This window comes from Mesorhizobium sp. BR1-1-3 (assembly GCF_020165455.1).
GTDB classification, from domain to species: Bacteria; Pseudomonadota; Alphaproteobacteria; order Rhizobiales; family Rhizobiaceae; genus Mesorhizobium; species Mesorhizobium ciceri.
The window spans coordinates 476,247-494,631 of record NZ_JAIUIC010000003.1 but is presented as its reverse complement, the minus strand read 5'-3'; the positions used below and the strand labels follow the sequence as shown (position 1 = coordinate 494,631).

Genomic DNA, 18,385 nt, shown 5'->3' with positions numbered 1-18,385 from the left:
ACTTGGCTTGTCCGCTTCAAGCCGGGAGTTTTGCGGGATGCCAACGGCCTGCACCGCGCGATTGCATGGTAGGCTTGTGCTGCCAAACGGACTAAATCCGCGCCAGACTGTTAAATTTGCGTAAACAACATCGCTTTAATTTATTGAAAACAAAGCGAAAAACCTTCATTTTTCGATTTCCCGCAATGTGCGTGCAATTTTCGCCTGCGAGACGGTCGAAGTCTTTCAGGCGATTGGCCGCGCGGGCGATCTGACCCCCTACCACAACTGGCGAAAGCCAGTCCCAGGACCGCGCAACCATCCCTGAAAGACACCAAATCGGAGCCCGACCGCCTCAACGGTCGAGTTCTTCGGGAAACCTGCGCATCGATTGCCGGATGCGCGCGTGTGTTGGAGTAATGCAGTGTTCTCTCAAGCAAAGATCATCCTGACGGCAAGTGCCCTTGCCATGTGCCTCCTGGGGCCGGCGATGGCCGCCGACCTTTCGCCCGCCTACAATAATCCCCCCGCGTTCCAGTGGAGCGGCGCCTATGTCGGCGTGCATGGCGGCACGGCGTTCACCGGAATGCCGAACCCGTTTGCCGGCAGGAATGGTCTCAGCGGCGGCGTTCAGGCCGGCTACAACCAGCAGATGGGTCCAGCGGTTCTCGGTGCCGAGATCGAGGGCTCCTATCTGGGCGGCGCCGAGCACGATGTCCGGGGCGGCAAGATCAAGGAAAAATGGCGCGGTGCCGCCAAGGCCAAGGCCGGCTTGAGCTTCGACCAGACGCTGCTGTTTGGAACCGGCGGCGTCGCCATGACCAAATTCGACAAGGGCGACAAGGTGAACGATATCGACGGATGGAAACTCGGCTATCTGGTCGGCGGCGGCATCGAGCAGGGTTTTGCCGGCGGCCTCTCGGCCAAGGTCGAATATGACTATGTGCGCACCCCAGGCGTCGAAACGACGTCCGCCCTGGGCAAATCCAAGGCGACGATCGGCAGCCATGAACTGAAGGCCGGCATCAACTACCGGTTCTAGGGCAGGCCATGGGTTCCACCGAACCTGTTCTGTATTCTGCTTGAACGACCTTGCGCGGCGCCCGGATGCAACGGGGCCGCGCGATTGCTTTGCCTCCATCCGCACCGTCATCGACGCGTGTCGGCAGACCGCATTTGGGTGCCAGGTCCTGCGTAATGCCGATGCAATCTTCACGTCCTAAAGCGCGTCGCATCGAAACGGATCATGCGGCCCGCTTCAGGTTTTGTTTTGTGCATGTCGTTGTCCCAAAACCGGGACCACTTTTGGGCGACATGCATTCGGTGCCGCGGATGACCTTGATGACGGGAATCGGATATGTCCAAACGCAGCGCAAACCATCTGGTGTGGATCTCCAAGGCGTTCTTCGTCGCCATCGTGCTGGCGCTGACGGGATGCGCCTCCGACATCATGAAGAACTACATCGGGCAACCGGTCGAATCGGTCATTCTGGACTACGGGCCGCCGACCGCCGTCGTTGATCTCGGCCGGGGCGAGCGGGCCTATCAATGGCGGAAAATATCCACCAATGCGGTTTCCGGAAGCTCCAGCGGCGAAGTTCGCCACACAAAACACGGAACCGTCTACGAAGAAACCGAAACGCCTGGCTATATCGAGCGCCAGGAATGCTTCTATACGTTCTATGCCCGCGCCTCGGGCGGCAGATGGTTCATCACCAATTTTCGTCAACCGAAGCTGGAATGCGAATGAATTGCCACAGCGTGCCGGCTGCCTGTGACGGAGAGTGCGCATGCGCATCCTGCTGATCGAGGACGAGCCGGAAATGGCCTCGGTGCTGAAGACCGCGCTCGAGCGCCAGGACATCATCGTCGACCATGCCGCGACACTGGCGGATGCCGAAGCCGTGGCGCGGCTCGGCCACCATGACGCGGTGGTGCTGGACCGCCGGCTGCCGGATGGCGATGGCCTCAGCCTGATCCCGCGCCTGCGGGCCTTGCATCTGGACGTGCCGGTGATCGCGTTGACGGCGCTCAGCGGGCTCGACGATCGCGTGGCGGGGCTCGACGCCGGCGCCGACGACTACATGGTCAAGCCGTTCGCCACGGTGGAACTGGTCGCCAGGCTCAATGCCTTGCACCGGCGTTCGTTCACCACGCGTGCCAATCAGGTGATGGTCGGCCGCCTCACCTATGATTTCCGCCATCGCGAGGCGCTTGTCGAGGACCAGGCGCTGGAACTGCCGCGGCGCGAACGGCTGGTGCTCGAAACGCTCATCCGCAGGCCGGGGCGGACGATCATGCGCGGGGCGCTGGAAGAAGCCGTCTATGCTCTCGACGACGAGATCGGCTCCAATGCATTGGATGCGCACATTTCGCGGCTGCGTCGCAAGCTCGACGACGTCGCTGCCGGCATCGAGATCAGGGCGATCCGCAACCTCGGTTATCTCTTGCGGGCCGCCTCGTGAAGAAGCCGCGCACGCGATCGCTGCAATGGGTGCTGGTGCGGCGGATGATCCTGCTGCAGGCGGCGACGCTTCTTGTCTTCATCGTGCTGTGCGCGGCCGCGCTGTGGATCGCCGATCCACGGCTTCTTGTCGACAACGAGGCTGCCGTCGCCGCCCTCAAGGATGCCGTCGATCGTGACGGCAACGGCAGATTGATCGTCCATGAGACCGATGGGTTGCGTTCGTTTCGTGAGGGTTTCCCAAATGTCTGGTACATCATCCGCGACAACAACGGCCAGAGCATCCGCTTCGGCAGCATACCCGACGTCTACACCAGGAATTTTGGCGATCTGCTGGGCCAGGCCGATCACGCCACCATCGGATTTTCCGAAGATGATTTGAGGCCGGAGGCCTACCTCGAAAAAGTTTCGACCAAGGCTGGCACGGTTCAGATCATTGCCGCGACGCGATCGTCGCGGGAAGAGACCGACGGCCTCGAAGTCACCATTTCGGCCACCATCGACGTCGCCAAGAACCCGGACGGCAGCAGGAACTGGGAGAAGGCGCTTCCCGCTCTCGCGGCCATCATCGTTATCCTGCTGCTGCCGATCGTCCTCGTCATGGGAGCCACGACCCTGGTGACGACGCCAGCCGTCGTGCGCCGGTCGTTTGCCGGCCTCGTCGACACCGTCCAGCAGGCCGCGCGCATCGACATCGGCACCCGTGCGATGCAGCTGCCGGTCAAGAATGTGCCGCAGGAGATCGCCCCGCTGGTACATGCCTTCAACCAGACGCTGGCGCGCCTCGCCCAGGGCTATGACCGGCACAACCGCTTCCTCACCGACGCGGCGCACGAACTGCGCACGCCGATCGCCATCCTGCGCACGCGCGCCGAATTGCTGAAGCAGGAACCGCAAAGCGCGCGCCTGCTGCATGACATCGAGCGCCTGTCGCATCTTGCGCAACAGCTGCTCGACCACCAGCTGCTCGACCGCCCGGCGGACCAGCGCCAGATCATAGACCTCTGCGATCTTGTCGGCCGGGTCGCCGCCGACTTCGCCCCGCTCGCCATCGAAGCAGGCTACGATCTTGCCTTCGAGCCGCCAGCCAACAAGGTCCATGTCGAGATCAACATGCTGCAGATCGAGCGGGCGCTGGCAAATCTCGTGCGCAATGCCATCGATCATGGCGGCGGTTCCGGCACGATCACCATAGCGATCGATGAAAACGGCGGCGTCGAAATCCGCGACGAAGGCCCAGGCATTCCAGCCGATGAGCACGAGAACGTTTTCGAGCCCTTCTACCGACTGCGGCCGCAATCGCGCGGCGCGGGCCTGGGATTGAACCTTGCCCGGCAGATCGCACTGCTGCACGATGGCTCCATCCGGATATTGGCCGGCTCCTGGCAAGGCGCCCGCATCCGCATGGAGTTGCCGGTTCGGGCGGTGGCCGCGTGCGGCAGAAATGATGGCCGGCCCACGGTTGCGGCCGATCCCGCTGGCTTATCTGTTTTCTAACCAATTGCCGCTATTCCCAATCGGATAGCGGGAGCAAGGCTTTGGTGGAGACGGAGAGAAACACCGCGCGACGCGGCGTCATGCTGTCGGTGGTCATCCCATGCTACAATGAGCTGGATGGCGTGGCCGAACTGCATCGGCGGGTAACGGCCGCATGCCTTGGACAAGGCCCTTCCTACGAGATCGTCCTTGTCATCGATGGCGCGACCGACGGTACGCGCGAGGCCATTCTGCAGCTGGCCGAAAAGGACGACCATATCGTCGCCATCGACCTTGCCCGCAATTACGGCCACCAGATCGCGTTGAGCGCCGGGCTCGAATTCTGTCGCGGCCAGCGCATTCTCATTCTCGATGCCGACCTGCAGGATCCGCCTGAACTGCTCGGCGCGATGATGACGAAGATGAACGAAGGCTTCGATGTGGTTTACGGCCAGAGGCTGACGCGCGATGGCGAAAGCTGGTTCAAGCTCGCCTCCGCGTCCATGTTCTATCGCTTGCTGCGCCGGATGGTGGACGTCGACATAGCCCCGAATACCGGTGATTTCCGGCTGATGAACCGGCGCGCGCTCGACCATCTGAACGCGATGCCAGAACGTTACAGGTTCATTCGCGGCATGGTGAGCTGGATCGGGCTGAGACAGGTGGCTTTCCCCTATGAGCGGCACCGCCGCTTTGCCGGCACCACCCACTATCCGCTGAAGAAAATGCTTCTTCTGGCGATCGACGCGATGACCAGCTTCTCCATCGTGCCCTTGCGCTTCGCCTCGCTGCTCGGAATGGCATTCGGGCTCCTGGGGCTGGTCGTGCTCGGCTACACGCTGCTCGAATGGTCGGTCGGAAACGTGTTGCCCGGCTGGACCAGCCTTGCCGCGATCGTGCTGATCCTCGGCAGCGTCCAGCTTATGGTGCTCGGAATCTTCGGCGAGTATCTCGGGCGCATGTACATGGAGACAAAGCGGCGGCCGCTCTACTTCGTCAACGAGATCGTTTCGCGCAGCCAGGCAGTGGAGGACGGCGAATTGCCGGTCCATCGCCTGCAGGAGATGGCGAAAAGAGCCGCGCGTGGTTGAGGCGAAGGTCGACTTGGCGTAGCGGGAACGGCATGGGCAGGATGCGATCGGCTCTTCCGTCTGATTTCTCGCGGATGCTGCGATTTGGTGCCGTCGGGCTCCTCAACACGGCGCTCGGATATACGCTCATTCTGGCAGGGCTGGCGCTGGGCCTCGGCGATATCGCCTCCAACGCGGCGGGCTATGCCGCCGGCCTCACCCTCGGTTTCTTCCTCAACCGCCAATGGACGTTCAGCCGTGCCGGCGGCCTTCGCCCAGGCGCGGTCGTGCGATACGCGATCACCTTCCTTATCGCCTACGGTGCCAACCTGGGCGTCGTGGTTACCGCCATGTCTGCCGGCTACATCGAAAACCCGTTTGTCCACCTGGCGGGAAACTGCCTTTACTCGGTCATCTTCTATGTCGGCTCGGCTCGTTTCGTGTTCGTCGGCGGCCCCGATGATCCCGATACCTTGACCGGAATGAACGCGAAGTGACCTGGAGCCGCGACATGAACCAGACCGAGGCAATCTTGTCGGCCACGCCGTCGATCGAGGACGCACAGCGTACCAGGCTGGTCTTCTGTCTGCTCGCGGCCTTGGCGATGGCGGGTGCGTTGGGTGCCCAGGCAGGCGCCACCCTGCAGGATCCCGACAGCTGGTGGCAAGTCAAGGTCGGTCTGGATTTCCTGGCAAACCGGACATTCCCGACGGTCGACCCCTATTCCTACACGTTTGCCGGTCAGCCATGGATTGCCAAGGAATGGCTGGGGCAGGTCCTGCTGGCTCTTGCCTACCAGACAGGAGGCTGGAACGGGGTCGTCACCGCGATCATCGCCTCGATCTCCCTGACGGTTTTCCTGATGGGGTGGTTTCTCAGCGCATGGCTGAAGCCGATCCTGGCGATTACACTGGCCTTCGCGGCGGTGTTCCTGATCAACCCGATCTTCACGGCGCGTCCGCATGTCTTCACATTCCCGATCATCGTCATCTGGACGGAGATGCTCTTTCGTGCGGCGCGGGAAGAACGGGCGCCGCCCTGGTGGCTGCTCGTGCTCGTCGTGTTGTGGGCGAACCTGCACGCCACCTTCACCTTAAGCTTCGTCATCGCGGCTTTCGCCGGTCTCGATCTGCTGGCGCGCACCGGCCTGTCGAAACCCGCCCTCCTGGCGAAATGGGTCGCATTCGGTCTGCTTTGCCCGCTGGTGAGCCTGATCCACCCCTATGGCGTCCAGGCCATCCTGGCGACCCTGACCGTGGCCTACGGCAATGAGGCTGTGCCGCTGATCATGGAATGGAAACCGTTCAATCCGCCGGACAGCCCTGTCCAGGAAGTGGCGATGCTGCTCGGACTTTTCGGGCTTCTGGTGTCCCGGTTGCGAATTGGCTGGGCCAAGGCGTTGTTCGTCGTCTTCACCCTGCATGTCTATCTCGCCCATGTGCGTTTCATGTATCTGTTCTTCCTGTTGGTCCCCTTGGTGATCGCGGTCGAAGTCGCACAGCAATATCCCTCGCTTTCAGCCACCGCATGGCTGGCCGAAAAGCGCGACGGGCTGGAGAGATTCTTAGCCAGACGGTTCTACGCCATCTGCGGCACGGCAGCCGTTCTGCTGATCGGCGCGGTCGCCGTGCTCGGCAGCGCCTATCAGGTCACGCCGAGCCCGAAGACGTCGGCCAGCGGGGCGCTGGCCTTCGCGCAAAGCCATCATCTGTCCGGCAATGTGTTGAATTCCTACAATTTCGGCGGCACGCTGATTTTCCACGGGTTCAAGACCTATATCGACGGACGGACGGACCAGCTGTTCCTGGGCGGCTTCACAAAGAGCGACAACGACACCGGACGCGGAGACGGCAAGCCGCTCCTCGAAGCCCGCCTGAAGAAATACGCAATAGATTGGGCGCTGCTGTCGGCCGACGACAGCCGGATTCCCTTCTTCGACCAGTTGGGCTGGAAACGGGCCTACTCGGACGAATACGCGGTAATCTATCTGCCCGGCGCCTGATCCTGTGCGTTCCTGGCGGATTTCGCGACAGCCAATATATGCCTTGACACCCATGTTGCAGCGCAGCAAAATTGCTGCCTGAGGGTAAGCCTGTGAGACCGACGAGCCGGGATTTTCAGCACGACCGAAGGCATCGCCGCATGAGCGTGTCGGGTGCGGCCGCACGGATCATGGTGGTCGCGCGCGAGCCGGCCGGATGAACTATCGGCGCGACATCGACGGCCTGCGGGCCGTTGCGGTGCTGCCCGTCGTGCTCTTCCATTTCGGTGTGTCCGCCATTCCTGGCGGCTTCACCGGTGTCGACATCTTCTTCGTCATATCGGGCTATCTGATCAGCGGCAGCCTGCTCGATGATCTTGAGCGGGGCCAGTTCTCGATCGGCCGCTTTTACTGGCGCCGCGCCCGGCGCATCCTACCGGCGCTGACTTTCGTCATCCTGCTCGCGAGCATTGCCGCCTGGTTCATCCTTCTGCCTTCGGATCTCCACGAATTCAGCCTTAGCGTGATCGCCGCCTCGACCTTCTGGTCGAACATCTATTTCTGGAAAACGACGAACTATTTCTCCATCGACGCCGAACTGCGGCCGCTCCTGCACACATGGTCGCTTTCGGTGGAAGAGCAGTATTATATCTTCGCGCCGATCCTGCTTTGTCTGATCCACCGATACGTCTCGAAGCGCTGGCTGACGGTACTTCTGCCGATGGCCGTCGGCAGCTTTGCCCTGGCAGTCATAGCAACCTCGCTGGCACCGACGGCAGGCTTCTATCTCTTGCCGACGCGCATATGGGAGCTGGCGCTGGGCGCCATGCTGATGTTGCGGAAGCCTCCGGTCCCAGCCGATCGGCTGGCGGTGGAACTGATCGGCCTCGCCGGCTTTGCCCTGATTGCGTTTGGCTTTGTGATGATTTCGGACAGCGATCCGTTTCCCGGCTACAATGCCCTATTCCCCTGCATCGGAACAGCACTGCTGATCTATGCTGGCCAGGATAACGCCGACAGGCCGGCACCTGTCGCCACTCGCGTGCTTCGGTTGGCGCCGCTGGTCTGGGTCGGCCTCATTTCCTATTCGCTTTACCTCGTCCACTGGCCGATCAACTCGTTCGTCCATTATCTCTCGCTGAAGACCGTCGATGTGCCAACGATTGTCGCAATGACGGTGGCCAGTTTCGCCCTGGCGGCATTCTCCTGGAAATATATCGAGCAGCCCTTCCGCCAGAAACGAGCCTATACCGCACCGCTGCCTATCTTCGCCTTTTCGGCGACGGCCATCGCGCTGCTGTGCGCCGGTGGTTTGGCCGGTGCACTGGGCAACGGTTTCCCGCAACGGTTCCCGGACTTCTCGACCGAACGTATCCGGGTCGGCGACTGGCGCAACGGCATCTGCTTCAACGAAAACGGGACCCGCATCGAAGACTGGAATCTCGCCGACTGCACCCGTACAACGGGCTTTGCCACCGATGTGCTGCTGTGGGGCGATTCTTTCGCTGCCCATTATGTATCGGGACTTGAGCCCAACGCCCAGAAAATCCAGGCCAATGTCATCCAATACACCTATGCCGGCTGTCCGCCCGACCTGACCTATTTTTCCTATGCTCGGCCCGCCTGCACCCGCTTCAACGAACGGGCCTTGTCGATCATTCGCGACGCAAACATCCAGGCGGTGATCCTGAGCGGCCGATGGACCGACTACCAGGCCAGGGGCTTCGCCGGTCTGCAGAAGACGATCGACCGGCTTCGCGAGATGGGGGTCAAGGTCTATACCGTCGGCCAGTCTCCGGAATTCATCGCCGACGTCCAGAAGATCGCTTTCTTGGTGAAGCGGGAGCATGCCGGAACCACATCCTGGCCTATGGCTATGGATCCGGGCATCAACGCACGGGTTCTGCCGTTCACCAAAGGGGCCGATTTCATAGATCCGCTGACGTATCTGTGCGACTCGGCCGGTTGTTCATACGCCGACGCCAAGACCAATGAATTTCTCTACTTCGACTATGGCCACTTCTCTTCCGCCGGCGCGACGCTGGCCATCTCGAAATACTGGCCAAGTTTCGCCACCAGCGACAAGGCCGCGAAGGCAAACCGGCAATTCACGGCCGCAGGCGCGCCGTGATCCGCAGCACGACGGCGTCGTGCCGAAACGGACCGCTTTGCGATTGCCCGAAGGCCAACCCTCATGCTAACGAGGGCGCACGCGGGTATGATGTAATGGTAGCTTGTCAGCTTCCCAAGCTGAACGCGCGGGTTCGATTCCCGCTACCCGCTCCAGTATATGGCGTCAGAACCATTTCAGCGCCTGCCTGTTCGTCGAACACAACCGAGCAGCCTCTCGCCAGCGCCACTGCTGCGAGGGCGTTTGCCGCCGCGTCATCCGATGAAACGAAATCGCCGGTCAACACCCGCAATTCTTCCACGCCTTCAGCCATGGACACGAAATTGCCGACCGATCGATCGTGCTTGCAGGCCTCGATCACGCAAAGCAGGTCGATGATTTCGAAGCTGCGCATGTTCAGCCTCCAGAAGAAATCGTCCCTTGCAAGATCATGAACGCATCGGCGGGAAATAATGTTCCCAGTTCGCTTTCGCTGGCCTCGGCCTGGCGGCGCTTTCGCCGGAGAAGCTTACCTGATCCAGCCATCATCCCACTTCCCTCAGAATGAAGTCGTGCAGCATCTTGGCGGCCGGCGACAGCGCGCGATTCCTCACCGTGATCAGGCTGTAGGGCCTGACCTCGATGTCGAATTCGGTCTGGACGACGTCGATGGCGCCGGCCAGCCCGTCAGGGTTCTGGATGAATTTCGCCACCTGGACAGAGACCGGTGCGATGGCATCGGATTGCGCGACCATGACCAGGGTCAGGAGCAGCGAACTGGTGTTCAGGATACGGTCCGGCAAAGCGATGTTGCGGTTGAGGAAGTTGCTCTCCATCGCCTGGCGCAAGGGCGAGCCGCCCGACTGGAAGACCCAGTCATAGGCGGCAGTGTCTTCCAGCCGCACCACGCTGCCCCTGGTGAGCGGGTGGCCACGGCGCACGATCAGGCAGGCCTTCTCGACACCGATGACGCGCGACTCGAACAGCCGCGGATTGAGGTCGTCCGGGATGCGCGCGATGATGAAGTCATGGCGCGTGGCGATCAGCTCGCGTGCCAGTACATTGGAGGTCTCGACCTGCATGGTGATCTCGATGCGCGGATAGATGCGGCGGATTTCACGAATTGCCGGCACCGCCAGCTCGATTGCCGGCGCGGTCACGGCACCCAGGAAAACCGAACCACCCTTGCCCGCCTTGAGCTCGGAAATCTCGCGGTCGACCTCGCGCATCTCCAGCAGGATCGAGCGCGCGCGCCTGGCCAAAGCCTTGCCGTATGGCGTCAAGGTGATGCCGCGCGGCAGCCTCTCGCACAGCCTGACCTCCAGCACCGCCTCCATCTCCGCGATCATGCGCGAGGCCGCCGGCTGCGAAATGTTCAGAACCTGGGCTGCCGCGCTGACCCGGCCATGGTCGTCGAGCGCGACGATCATGCGCATGTGACGCAGACTGAGACCGCTGCGCAGCAGGGTTTCGCCATCGCCCGGTGCTTCTCTGTAACCATCTGAAGCTGTTGTCGGATTCGCTGGCCGCGCCATCGCTTTCCCTGCCTTCTGCTCGTGTACGACCGACATCGGGGTCAGCCCGTCACGTCGCAATACATATACCAACCATGATATAGCAACCATCAAAGATCGCATTTGACAGTTATGGCAAAGACCCACACCCTCCGCGCGTTCCAAGACGTGACGGTCGCCGACGACAAAAATCGTATCGATTGAATCAGCGTCTCGGGACCATGGGAGGATACCGGAGATCGATATGACGGCAGCGGTGCCTTGGCGCTTCTGCACGATTGCGCGGCCCGCGACCCCCGGGGTGCCGCGTCCATCAAACAGGGAGAGTTAAAGTGAAAATCATCAAGACACTGGCCGCCGTCGCGGCCCTTGGCATCACTGCCATGACCTACTCGGCGCACGCAGCCGACAAGGGTCTTGTCGGCGTGCTGATGCCGACCAAGACCTCGCAGCGCTGGATCAATGACGGCGATGCCGTCAAGTCCCAGCTCGAGGCTCTCGGCTACACCGTCGATCTGCAATACGCGCAGGACGACATCCCCAACCAGCTCAGCCAGCTGGAAAACGAAATCACCAAAGGCCCGAAGGCGCTGATCATCGCTTCGATCGACGGCACCACCCTGTCGGATGCTCTGCAGAAGGCCGCTGACGCGGGCGTCGTCGTCGTCGCCTATGACCGCCTGATCAAGAAGACCGCCAATGTCGACTACTACACCACCTTCGACAATTTCGGCGTCGGCGTGATCCAGGCGAATTCGCTGGTCAAGGGCCTCAAGGAACGCTTCCCGAACACCAAGCCGTGGAACGTCGAACTGTTCGGCGGCTCGCCCGACGACAACAACGCCTTCTTCTTCTACAATGGCGCCATCTCCGTCCTGCAGCCGCTGATCGACGACGGCTCGATCAAGATCAAGTCCGGCCAGACCGGCATGGACAAGGTCGGCACGCTGCGTTGGCTCGCCGCCACCGCCCAGGCGCGCATGGACAATCTGCTGTCGGCCAACTATTCGGACGGCAGCCGCGTCGATGGCGTTCTGTCGCCCTATGACGGCCTGTCGCGCGGCATCACCGCCTCGCTGCGCGCCGTCGGCTACGGCACCGAGGCTCAGCCGTGGCCGATCGTGACCGGCCAGGACGCCGAGACCGCTTCGGTCAAGCTGATCATCTCGGGCGAGCAGTACTCGACCGTGTTCAAGGACACCCGCGAACTGGCCAAGGCCACCGTCCAACTCGTCGACAAGGTGCTCTCGGGCGGCAAGCCGGACGGCCTCGATGAAAAGACCTACAACAACGACGTCAAGGTCGTTCCCTCGATCCTGTTGACGCCGCATGAAGTCGACAAGTCGAACTACCAGGCGCTGGTCGTCGACTCCGGCTACATCAAGGCCGACGAACTGAAGTAATCCCGGTTACAAAGTCAGGGGGTCCTGCGCAACGCAGGGCCCCTTTTCGTTCACCAGCGAGCCCGGTATTGTCACCGACCTCGCCGGCAATGTTTGCCGAGCTCTCAAGGAGCGGTAGTCCCCATGGCCCCGACGATTTTGGAGATGCGCGACATCACCAAGACGTTTCCCGGCGTGAAGGCGCTGTCGAACGTCAACCTCAGCGTCGAGGAAGGCGAGATCCACGCCGTGGTCGGCGAAAACGGCGCCGGCAAGTCGACGCTGATGAAGGTGCTGTCGGGCGTCTATCCCTCCGGCACCTATGACGGCCAGATCATCTTCCAAGGCCAGGAATGCCAGTTCAAGGGCATCCAGGACAGCGAACACAAGGGTATCGTCATCATCCACCAGGAGCTAGCGCTGGTGCCGATGCTGTCGATCGCCGAAAACATCTTCCTCGGCAACGAGCACGCGAAATTCGGCGTCATCGACTGGGATGCCAACGAGGCGCGCACCGCCGCCCTGTTGAAGAAGGTGGGCCTCAAGGAGGACCCCAAGACACTGATCACCAATATCGGCGTCGGCAAGCAGCAATTGGTCGAAATCGCCAAGGCGCTGAGCAAGGACGTCAAGCTTTTGATCCTCGATGAGCCGACAGCGTCGCTCAGCGAGAAGGACAGCCAGGCGCTGCTCGACCTGCTGCTCGAATTCAAGCGGCAAGGCATGACCTCGATCCTGATCTCGCATAAGCTCAACGAGATCAACCGGGTCGCCGACAAGGTCACCGTCATCCGTGACGGACGCACCATCGAGACGCTGGCCAAGAAAGATATCTCGGAAGACCGCATCATCACCTCGATGGTCGGCCGTTCGCTCGACGACCGCTATCCGCCGCGTGAGCCCAAGATCGGCGAGATCGTGTTCGAGGTGAAGAACTGGTCGGTCTATCACCCGCTCCATGCCGAGCGGCAGGTGATCAAGGGCATCGACATCAATGTGCGCAAGGGCGAGGTGGTCGGCATTGCCGGGCTGATGGGCGCCGGGCGCACCGAATTCGCCATGAGCCTGTTCGGCCGCTCCTATGGCCGCCGCATCACCGGCGAGGTGATGCTCAAGGGCAAGCCGGTCGATGTCTCGTCGGTAAGCAAGGCGGTTCAGCACGGCATTGCCTACGTCACCGAGGACCGCAAGACCTACGGCCTCAACCTCATCGACCATATCAAGCACAACATTACGCTCGCCAATCTCGGCGGCGTGTCGCGCCACAGCGTGATCGACGACATGCGCGAGCTCGCCGTCGCCAACGACTATCGCAAGAAGACCAATATCCGTGCGTCCAGCGTCTATCAGATGACCGGCAATCTTTCCGGCGGCAACCAGCAGAAGGTGGTGCTGTCGAAATGGCTGTTTGCCGACCCTGACGTGCTGATCCTGGACGAGCCGACACGCGGCATCGATGTCGGCGCCAAGTATGAAATCTACACGATCATCGCGCGCCTTGCCTCGGAGGGTAAGGCGATCGTGGTCATCTCGTCGGAAATGCCGGAATTGCTCGGGATTACCGACCGCATCTACGTCATGAACGAAGGGCGCATGGTGGGCGAAATGCCGGCGGCGGAAGCAAGCCAGGAAAAAATAATGCGCGCCATCGTCCGGGGAGAAGGAAAAGCAGCATGAGCACCGAAACCGCCCCCGCCCCGCAGGGCAATGTCGCCGAGGAACAGCGCCCGCGCATCGCCGTCTCGGCGCTGGCGACGAACCTGCGCGAATACGGTCTGATTATCGCGCTGATCGTCATCATGCTGTTCTTCCAGTTCACCACGTCGGGAACGCTGTTCAAACCGGTCAACCTCAGCAATCTGGTGCAGCAGAACTCCTTCATTATCGTGATGGCGCTGGGCATGCTGCTGGTGATCGTATCGGGCTATATCGACCTCAGCGTCGGGTCGGTCGCCGGCTTCATCGGCGCGCTGGCGGCAAACATGATGGTCATCTGGCAGCTGGGACCGCTCAGCAATCCGCTGGTGGTTTCGATCGTCTGCCTGGTTGCGGGTGGCTTGATCGGGGCGGCGCAAGGCTATTGGATCGCCTATCACCGGATACCGAGCTTCATTGTGACGCTGGCTGGCATGCTGATCTTCCGCGGCATCTGCCAGGCGCTGCTCGGCGGCGGCTCTTCGGTCGGCCCGCTTCCGGACGACTTCAAAATGCTCAGCTCCGGCTTCATCCCTGATGTGATCGGCCCGCTGACGCTCGTCCCGCCGGTGGTGAACGCGGCCGGCAAGACCATCCTGGGCAGCGGCGTGACCCTGCACATGACGACAGTCGTGCTCGGCCTGATCGCCGTGCTGGCCTATGCCTATTTCGGGGTGAGGACGCGTCGCAAGCGCGAACGCCATGGCTATGAGGCCGAGCCCTTTGCCCTGTTCGTCGTCAAGACGCTGGTCGCCAGCGCCCTGGCGCTGTTCCTGGTCTATGAGTTCGCCAGCTACAGAGGCCTGCCGGTCGTGCTGCTCGTCATGGGCGTGCTGATCTCGCTGTTCGTCTTCGTCACCAAGCGCATGACCATCGGCCGCCGTATCTACGCCATGGGCGGCAATGCCAAGGCCGCGCAGCTGTCAGGCATCAACACCGAGCGGCTGACGCTGATGGTGTTCATCAATATGGGCGTGCTGTCGGCGCTCGGCGGCCTGATCATCGCGGCGCGACTGGGACAGGCGGTGCCGGCCGCGGGCCTCGGCAGCGAGCTCGACGTCATCGCCGCCGTCTTCATCGGCGGCGCCTCGGCGATGGGCGGCGTCGGTCAGGTCATCGGCGCGGTGGTCGGCGGCTTCATCATGGGCGTGATGAACAACGGCATGTCGATCATGGGCGTCAATGTCGACTGGCAGCAGGTGGTCAAAGGCCTGGTGCTGCTCGGCGCCGTGATCTTCGACGTCTACAACAAGAACAAGGCTTGAACGGACTTAAGAGCAATTCCAGGAAAAGTGTGAAACGGTTTTCCGCCGGGAATTGCGCCAAGACAATGAGTTAGAGCGGTTCGCCGTTTCCGTGAAACGGTGAACTGCTCTGGTCGAGGAAAGCAGGAGGCATACGATCGCGACGCTGCCGGCAACCCGCCGGTAACAGAAGTCCCTGAGGGACCAGGCCCGCGAGCGCAATCCGAACTGAGAATTTAAACCGTGGCATGGACGAGGTCCCGGCCGCGCTGAGCAAGGTTTGCCGTTTTGGCAGCCCTGCCAAGGCAAATGAGAGAGGATTCATCATGCTGATCTCCCAGATCCTTGACGACGCCGAGACCATCCGCGTCGTCGCCCGCAATGGCGGCAAGACCCGGATCATCAATGGCGCCCGCAGCGTCTATTCGCTGGCGATGGAGGCCGCCCGCACCGGCGTCGGCCTCGTCGCGCTGATCGAACGCAAGGGGCTTGGCGAGACGGTCGATCTCGAGGCCGCTTACAAGAAGGGGCGGCTGCTGTCGCCGATCAATCACCCCGATCCGGCGCATCTGCACCTGACCGGCACCGGGCTGACGCATCTCGGCTCCGCCGCGACGCGCGATTCCATGCACAAGAAGCTGAGCGCCGACGGCGAGGAGCAGCTCACCGATTCCATGAAGATGTTCCGCATGGGGCTGGAGGGCGGCAAGCCGGCGAAAGGCCAGATCGGCGTGCAGCCGGAATGGTTCTACAAAGGCAACGGCACGATGGCGGTGGCGCCAGGCGCCGCACTCCTGTCACCGGCCTTTGCCAAGGACGCCGGCGAAGAGCCCGAGGTCGCCGGCATCTATGTCATCGGCGACGACGGCGCACCTTTCCGCGTCGGCTTCACGCTGTCGAACGAGTTTTCCGACCACGTCACCGAGCGCGTGAACTATCTGTTCCTCGCGCATTCCAAGCTGCGCAACGCCTCGTTCGGGCCGGAGATCCTGATCGGCGAGCTGCCGTCCGACATCCGCGGCACCTCGCGCATCGTGCGCGACAGCGAGGTGCTGTGGGAAAAGCCGTTCCTGTCCGGCGAAGCGAACATGTCGCACACCATCGCCAATCTCGAACATCATCATTTCAAATACGCGGCCTTCCGCCAGCCGGGTGACGTGCATGTGCACATGTTCGGCACGGCGACGCTGTCCTTCGCCGACGGCATCACGACCGAGGCCGGCGATGTCTTCGAGATCGAGGCCGGGGATTTCGGCCTGCCGCTGCGCAACCCGCTCGAGATCGAGCAGCCGGTGAAGGTGGCTGTGAAGGCGCTTTGAGAGCGCGCCTTTTCCTTCTCCCCAAGTGGGAGGTGGATCGGCGCGTTAGCGCCGAGACGGATGAGGGGTGTTCCAGCGGAGTGAGACGTTGGCGTTCCCTGGAACACCCCTCATCCGTCGCCTCCGGCGACACCTTCTCCCACAAGGGGAGAAGGAAAAGGCGCCTCTGCCTCAATAAATATCGAAGTCGAAATACTTGGCCTGGATCTTCTTGTAGGTGCCGTCGGCAACGATCGCGTCGATGGCCGCGTTGAGCTTGTCGCGCAGGGCCGTGTCGTCCAGGCGCACGGCGATGCCGGCCTGGGTCTCGGTGCCCTTGACGTCGCCGACCAGCTTGCAGCAGCCGTCGCTTGCCTTCTTCAGCCAATCCATCAGCACGAACTTGTCCGAGATCACGGCGTCAAGACGACCGTTGGTCAGGTCGGTGATCGCCTCTTCCTGGGTGGGATAGAGTTTGGCCTCCGCGCCCGCCTTGCCATATTCATTCTGGGCATAGTCGGCCTGCGTGGTCGAAGCCTGGGCACCGACCGTCTTGCCGGCAAGGGCCGCCGGTTCGGTCGAGGTGAGATCGGTGTCCTTCGGCGCCACCAGAGCCAGCGGTGTCGTATAATATTTGTTGGTGAAGGCGACCTGCTTCTTGCGCTCTTCGGTGATGCTCATCGAGGCGATGATGGCGTCGAATTTCTTGGCCTGCAAAGCGGGAATGATGCCGTCCCAGTCCTGGGTAACGATCTCGCATTCGACCTTCATCTGCGCGCACAGCGCATTGGCGATGTCGATGTCGAAGCCTTCGACCTTGCCGTCGGCGGTAATGGTGTTGAACGGCGGATAGGCGCCCTCGGTGCCGATCTTGATTTTTTCGGCTGCCTGCACCGACAGAGAGCCGGCCAGTGTTGCCAGCATGGCAGCGCCCGCCGCCGATATGACCCATTTCGAAAATCGCATTTTCTTGGTTCCCCTTGAACGCCGCCAGCTTGACGGGCGGCAAGGCAGCCAAGCATGGCGAGCCGGTACAGGCAAGTATTTTGCCTTGGGGCAATGAGGGTCAGCGCGCGGCGCGGAAATGCTTGGACAGCTTCAGGCCCTGCGCCTGGTAGTTGGAGCCGAGATCGGTACCGTAGAGTGCCTGCGGCCGCTTCAGCATATGCTCGTAGACCAGCCGGCCGACGATCTGGCCGTGGTCGAGGATGAACGGCACTTCATGGCTGCGCACTTCCAGCACCGCCCGGCTGCCGGTGCCGCCGGATGCGGAATGGCCGAAGCCCGGATCGAAGAAGCCGGCATAATGGACGCGGAATTCGCCGACCAGCGGATCGAAGGGCGTCATCTCGGCGGCGTAGAGCGGCGGCACATGCACCGCCTCCTGGCTGACGAGGATGTAGAATTCATCGGGGTCGAGCACCAGTTCGCCGGCGCCGCTCTTGTGGATCGGTTCCCAGAAGTCGACGACTTCCTGGGCCGCGCGCTTGTCGACATCGACGAGGCCGGTGTGATGCTTGCCGCGATAGCCGACCAAGCCGCTTTGATCGCCGTTGAGGTCGATCGACAGCGCGATGCCGCCGCCGGAAATGTTCGGCGGCTCGGTGGCGACCAGCATCTGCGTGCGATGCAGGTCGTGCAACTCGGCTTCCGAGAGCAGCGCATTGCCGATGCGGAAACGGATCTGCGACAGGCGCGACCCGGTGCGGACGACGATCGGGAAGGTGCGCGGGCTGACTTCCAGAAAGAGCGGGCCATGATAGCCGGCCGCGATCTTGTCGAACTCGTGGCCGCGATCGGTCATGACGCGGGTGAAGATGTCGAGCCGCCCGGTCGAACTCTTCGGATTGGCCGAGGCTGAAATGTCCGCCGGCAGCGCCAGGCTTTCAAGCAGGGGCACGATGTAGACGCAGCCGGTCTCCAGCACCGCGCCCTCGGCCAGATTGATCTCGTGCAGCTGCAGCCGGTCGAGCTTTTCCGAGACCTTGTGATTGGGGCCGGGCAGGAAGGAGGCGCGCACCCGCCAGGCCTTGTCGCCGAGCCTGAGATCGAGGCTGGCCGGCTGGATCTGGTCGGTGTCGAGCGCACGCGCCGACTTCAGCGCGCCGGACTGGAGCAGCGCCGATATGTCCTGGTCGGGAAGAATGCCTGTCTGCCGCAAGGCTCCACTCC

The 18,385-nt window shown here is 62.1% G+C and carries 15 protein-coding genes and 1 tRNA gene; 13 read left to right on the top strand and 3 right to left on the bottom strand.

What is annotated here, in order from left to right; all coding sequences use genetic code 11:
- Positions 1 to 403: 403 nt before the first annotated feature.
- The 9 genes from LB559_RS09670 (at position 404) to LB559_RS09630 (ending at position 9,256) form a co-directional block, all read left to right on the top strand.
- Positions 404 to 1,021, top strand: a complete 618-nt coding sequence (locus LB559_RS09670; protein WP_224673916.1) for an outer membrane protein — start codon at positions 404 to 406, stop codon at positions 1,019 to 1,021.
- Positions 1,022 to 1,336: 315 nt separating this feature from the next.
- On the top strand, positions 1,337 to 1,729 hold the full coding sequence (locus tag LB559_RS09665; RefSeq protein WP_224673915.1) for a hypothetical protein: 393 nt from the start codon (positions 1,337 to 1,339) through the stop codon (positions 1,727 to 1,729).
- Between the two features lie 40 nt (positions 1,730 to 1,769).
- Positions 1,770 to 2,444: a response regulator transcription factor gene (locus LB559_RS09660; protein ID WP_013533623.1), complete on the top strand. Its 675-nt coding sequence runs from the start codon at positions 1,770 to 1,772 to the stop codon at positions 2,442 to 2,444.
- A complete protein-coding gene (locus LB559_RS09655) occupies positions 2,441 to 3,940 on the top strand; it encodes a sensor histidine kinase (RefSeq protein ID WP_224673914.1) in 1,500 nt (499 codons plus the stop codon). The genes LB559_RS09660 and LB559_RS09655 overlap by 4 nt, the downstream gene beginning before the upstream one ends.
- A gap of 80 nt (positions 3,941 to 4,020) precedes the next feature.
- A complete protein-coding gene (locus LB559_RS09650; protein ID WP_224673962.1) occupies positions 4,021 to 5,010 on the top strand; it encodes a glycosyltransferase family 2 protein in 990 nt (329 codons plus the stop codon).
- A 74-nt stretch (positions 5,011 to 5,084) separates the two neighbouring features.
- Complete coding sequence (locus tag LB559_RS09645; protein ID WP_224673913.1) at positions 5,085 to 5,486, top strand: GtrA family protein; 402 nt, start codon at positions 5,085 to 5,087, stop codon at positions 5,484 to 5,486.
- A gap of 14 nt (positions 5,487 to 5,500) precedes the next feature.
- Positions 5,501 to 6,991: a hypothetical protein gene (locus LB559_RS09640; RefSeq protein ID WP_224673912.1), complete on the top strand. Its 1,491-nt coding sequence runs from the start codon at positions 5,501 to 5,503 to the stop codon at positions 6,989 to 6,991.
- Between the two features lie 196 nt (positions 6,992 to 7,187).
- Positions 7,188 to 9,101 carry an acyltransferase family protein gene (locus LB559_RS09635; RefSeq protein WP_224673911.1) on the top strand — a complete coding sequence of 638 codons (1,914 nt, stop codon included), beginning with the start codon at positions 7,188 to 7,190 and terminating at the stop codon, positions 9,099 to 9,101.
- Between the two features lie 81 nt (positions 9,102 to 9,182).
- Positions 9,183 to 9,256 (top strand) — tRNA-Gly (locus LB559_RS09630).
- A 369-nt stretch (positions 9,257 to 9,625) separates the two neighbouring features.
- Here the strand turns inward: LB559_RS09630 and LB559_RS09620 are convergent.
- Entirely contained in the window at positions 9,626 to 10,615 is a 990-nt protein-coding gene (locus LB559_RS09620; RefSeq protein ID WP_013533631.1) for a LysR family transcriptional regulator, read from the bottom strand.
- 311 nt (positions 10,616 to 10,926) lie between these two features.
- Here LB559_RS09620 and chvE point away from each other — a divergent pair, with 311 nt between their 5' ends.
- From chvE to araD1, 4 genes are all read left to right on the top strand, one after another.
- Complete coding sequence (chvE, locus tag LB559_RS09615) at positions 10,927 to 11,997, top strand: multiple monosaccharide ABC transporter substrate-binding protein (RefSeq protein WP_224673910.1); 1,071 nt, start codon at positions 10,927 to 10,929, stop codon at positions 11,995 to 11,997.
- Positions 11,998 to 12,120: 123 nt separating this feature from the next.
- Entirely contained in the window at positions 12,121 to 13,653 is a 1,533-nt protein-coding gene (gene mmsA, locus LB559_RS09610) for a multiple monosaccharide ABC transporter ATP-binding protein (protein ID WP_224618601.1), read from the top strand.
- The gene (mmsB, locus tag LB559_RS09605) at positions 13,650 to 14,936 is read left to right on the top strand and encodes a multiple monosaccharide ABC transporter permease (protein WP_027161717.1); all 1,287 of its coding nucleotides are present in this window, start codon (positions 13,650 to 13,652) and stop codon (positions 14,934 to 14,936) included. Before mmsA ends, mmsB begins: the two co-directional genes overlap by 4 nt.
- 305 nt (positions 14,937 to 15,241) lie before the next feature.
- Positions 15,242 to 16,234, top strand: coding sequence for an AraD1 family protein (gene araD1 / locus LB559_RS09600; RefSeq protein ID WP_224673909.1), 993 nt, complete (start codon positions 15,242 to 15,244; stop codon positions 16,232 to 16,234).
- A 171-nt stretch (positions 16,235 to 16,405) separates the two neighbouring features.
- Here the strand turns inward: araD1 and LB559_RS09595 are convergent, their stop codons facing one another.
- Together LB559_RS09595 and LB559_RS09590 are read right to left on the bottom strand one after the other, a co-directional pair.
- Positions 16,406 to 17,179, bottom strand: a complete 774-nt coding sequence (locus LB559_RS09595) for an ABC transporter substrate-binding protein (protein WP_024503157.1) — start codon at positions 17,177 to 17,179, stop codon at positions 16,406 to 16,408.
- A 100-nt stretch (positions 17,180 to 17,279) separates the two neighbouring features.
- Complete coding sequence (locus tag LB559_RS09590; RefSeq protein ID WP_224673908.1) at positions 17,280 to 18,374, bottom strand: 2'-deoxycytidine 5'-triphosphate deaminase; 1,095 nt, start codon at positions 18,372 to 18,374, stop codon at positions 17,280 to 17,282.
- Between the last annotated feature and the right edge of the window lie 11 nt (positions 18,375 to 18,385).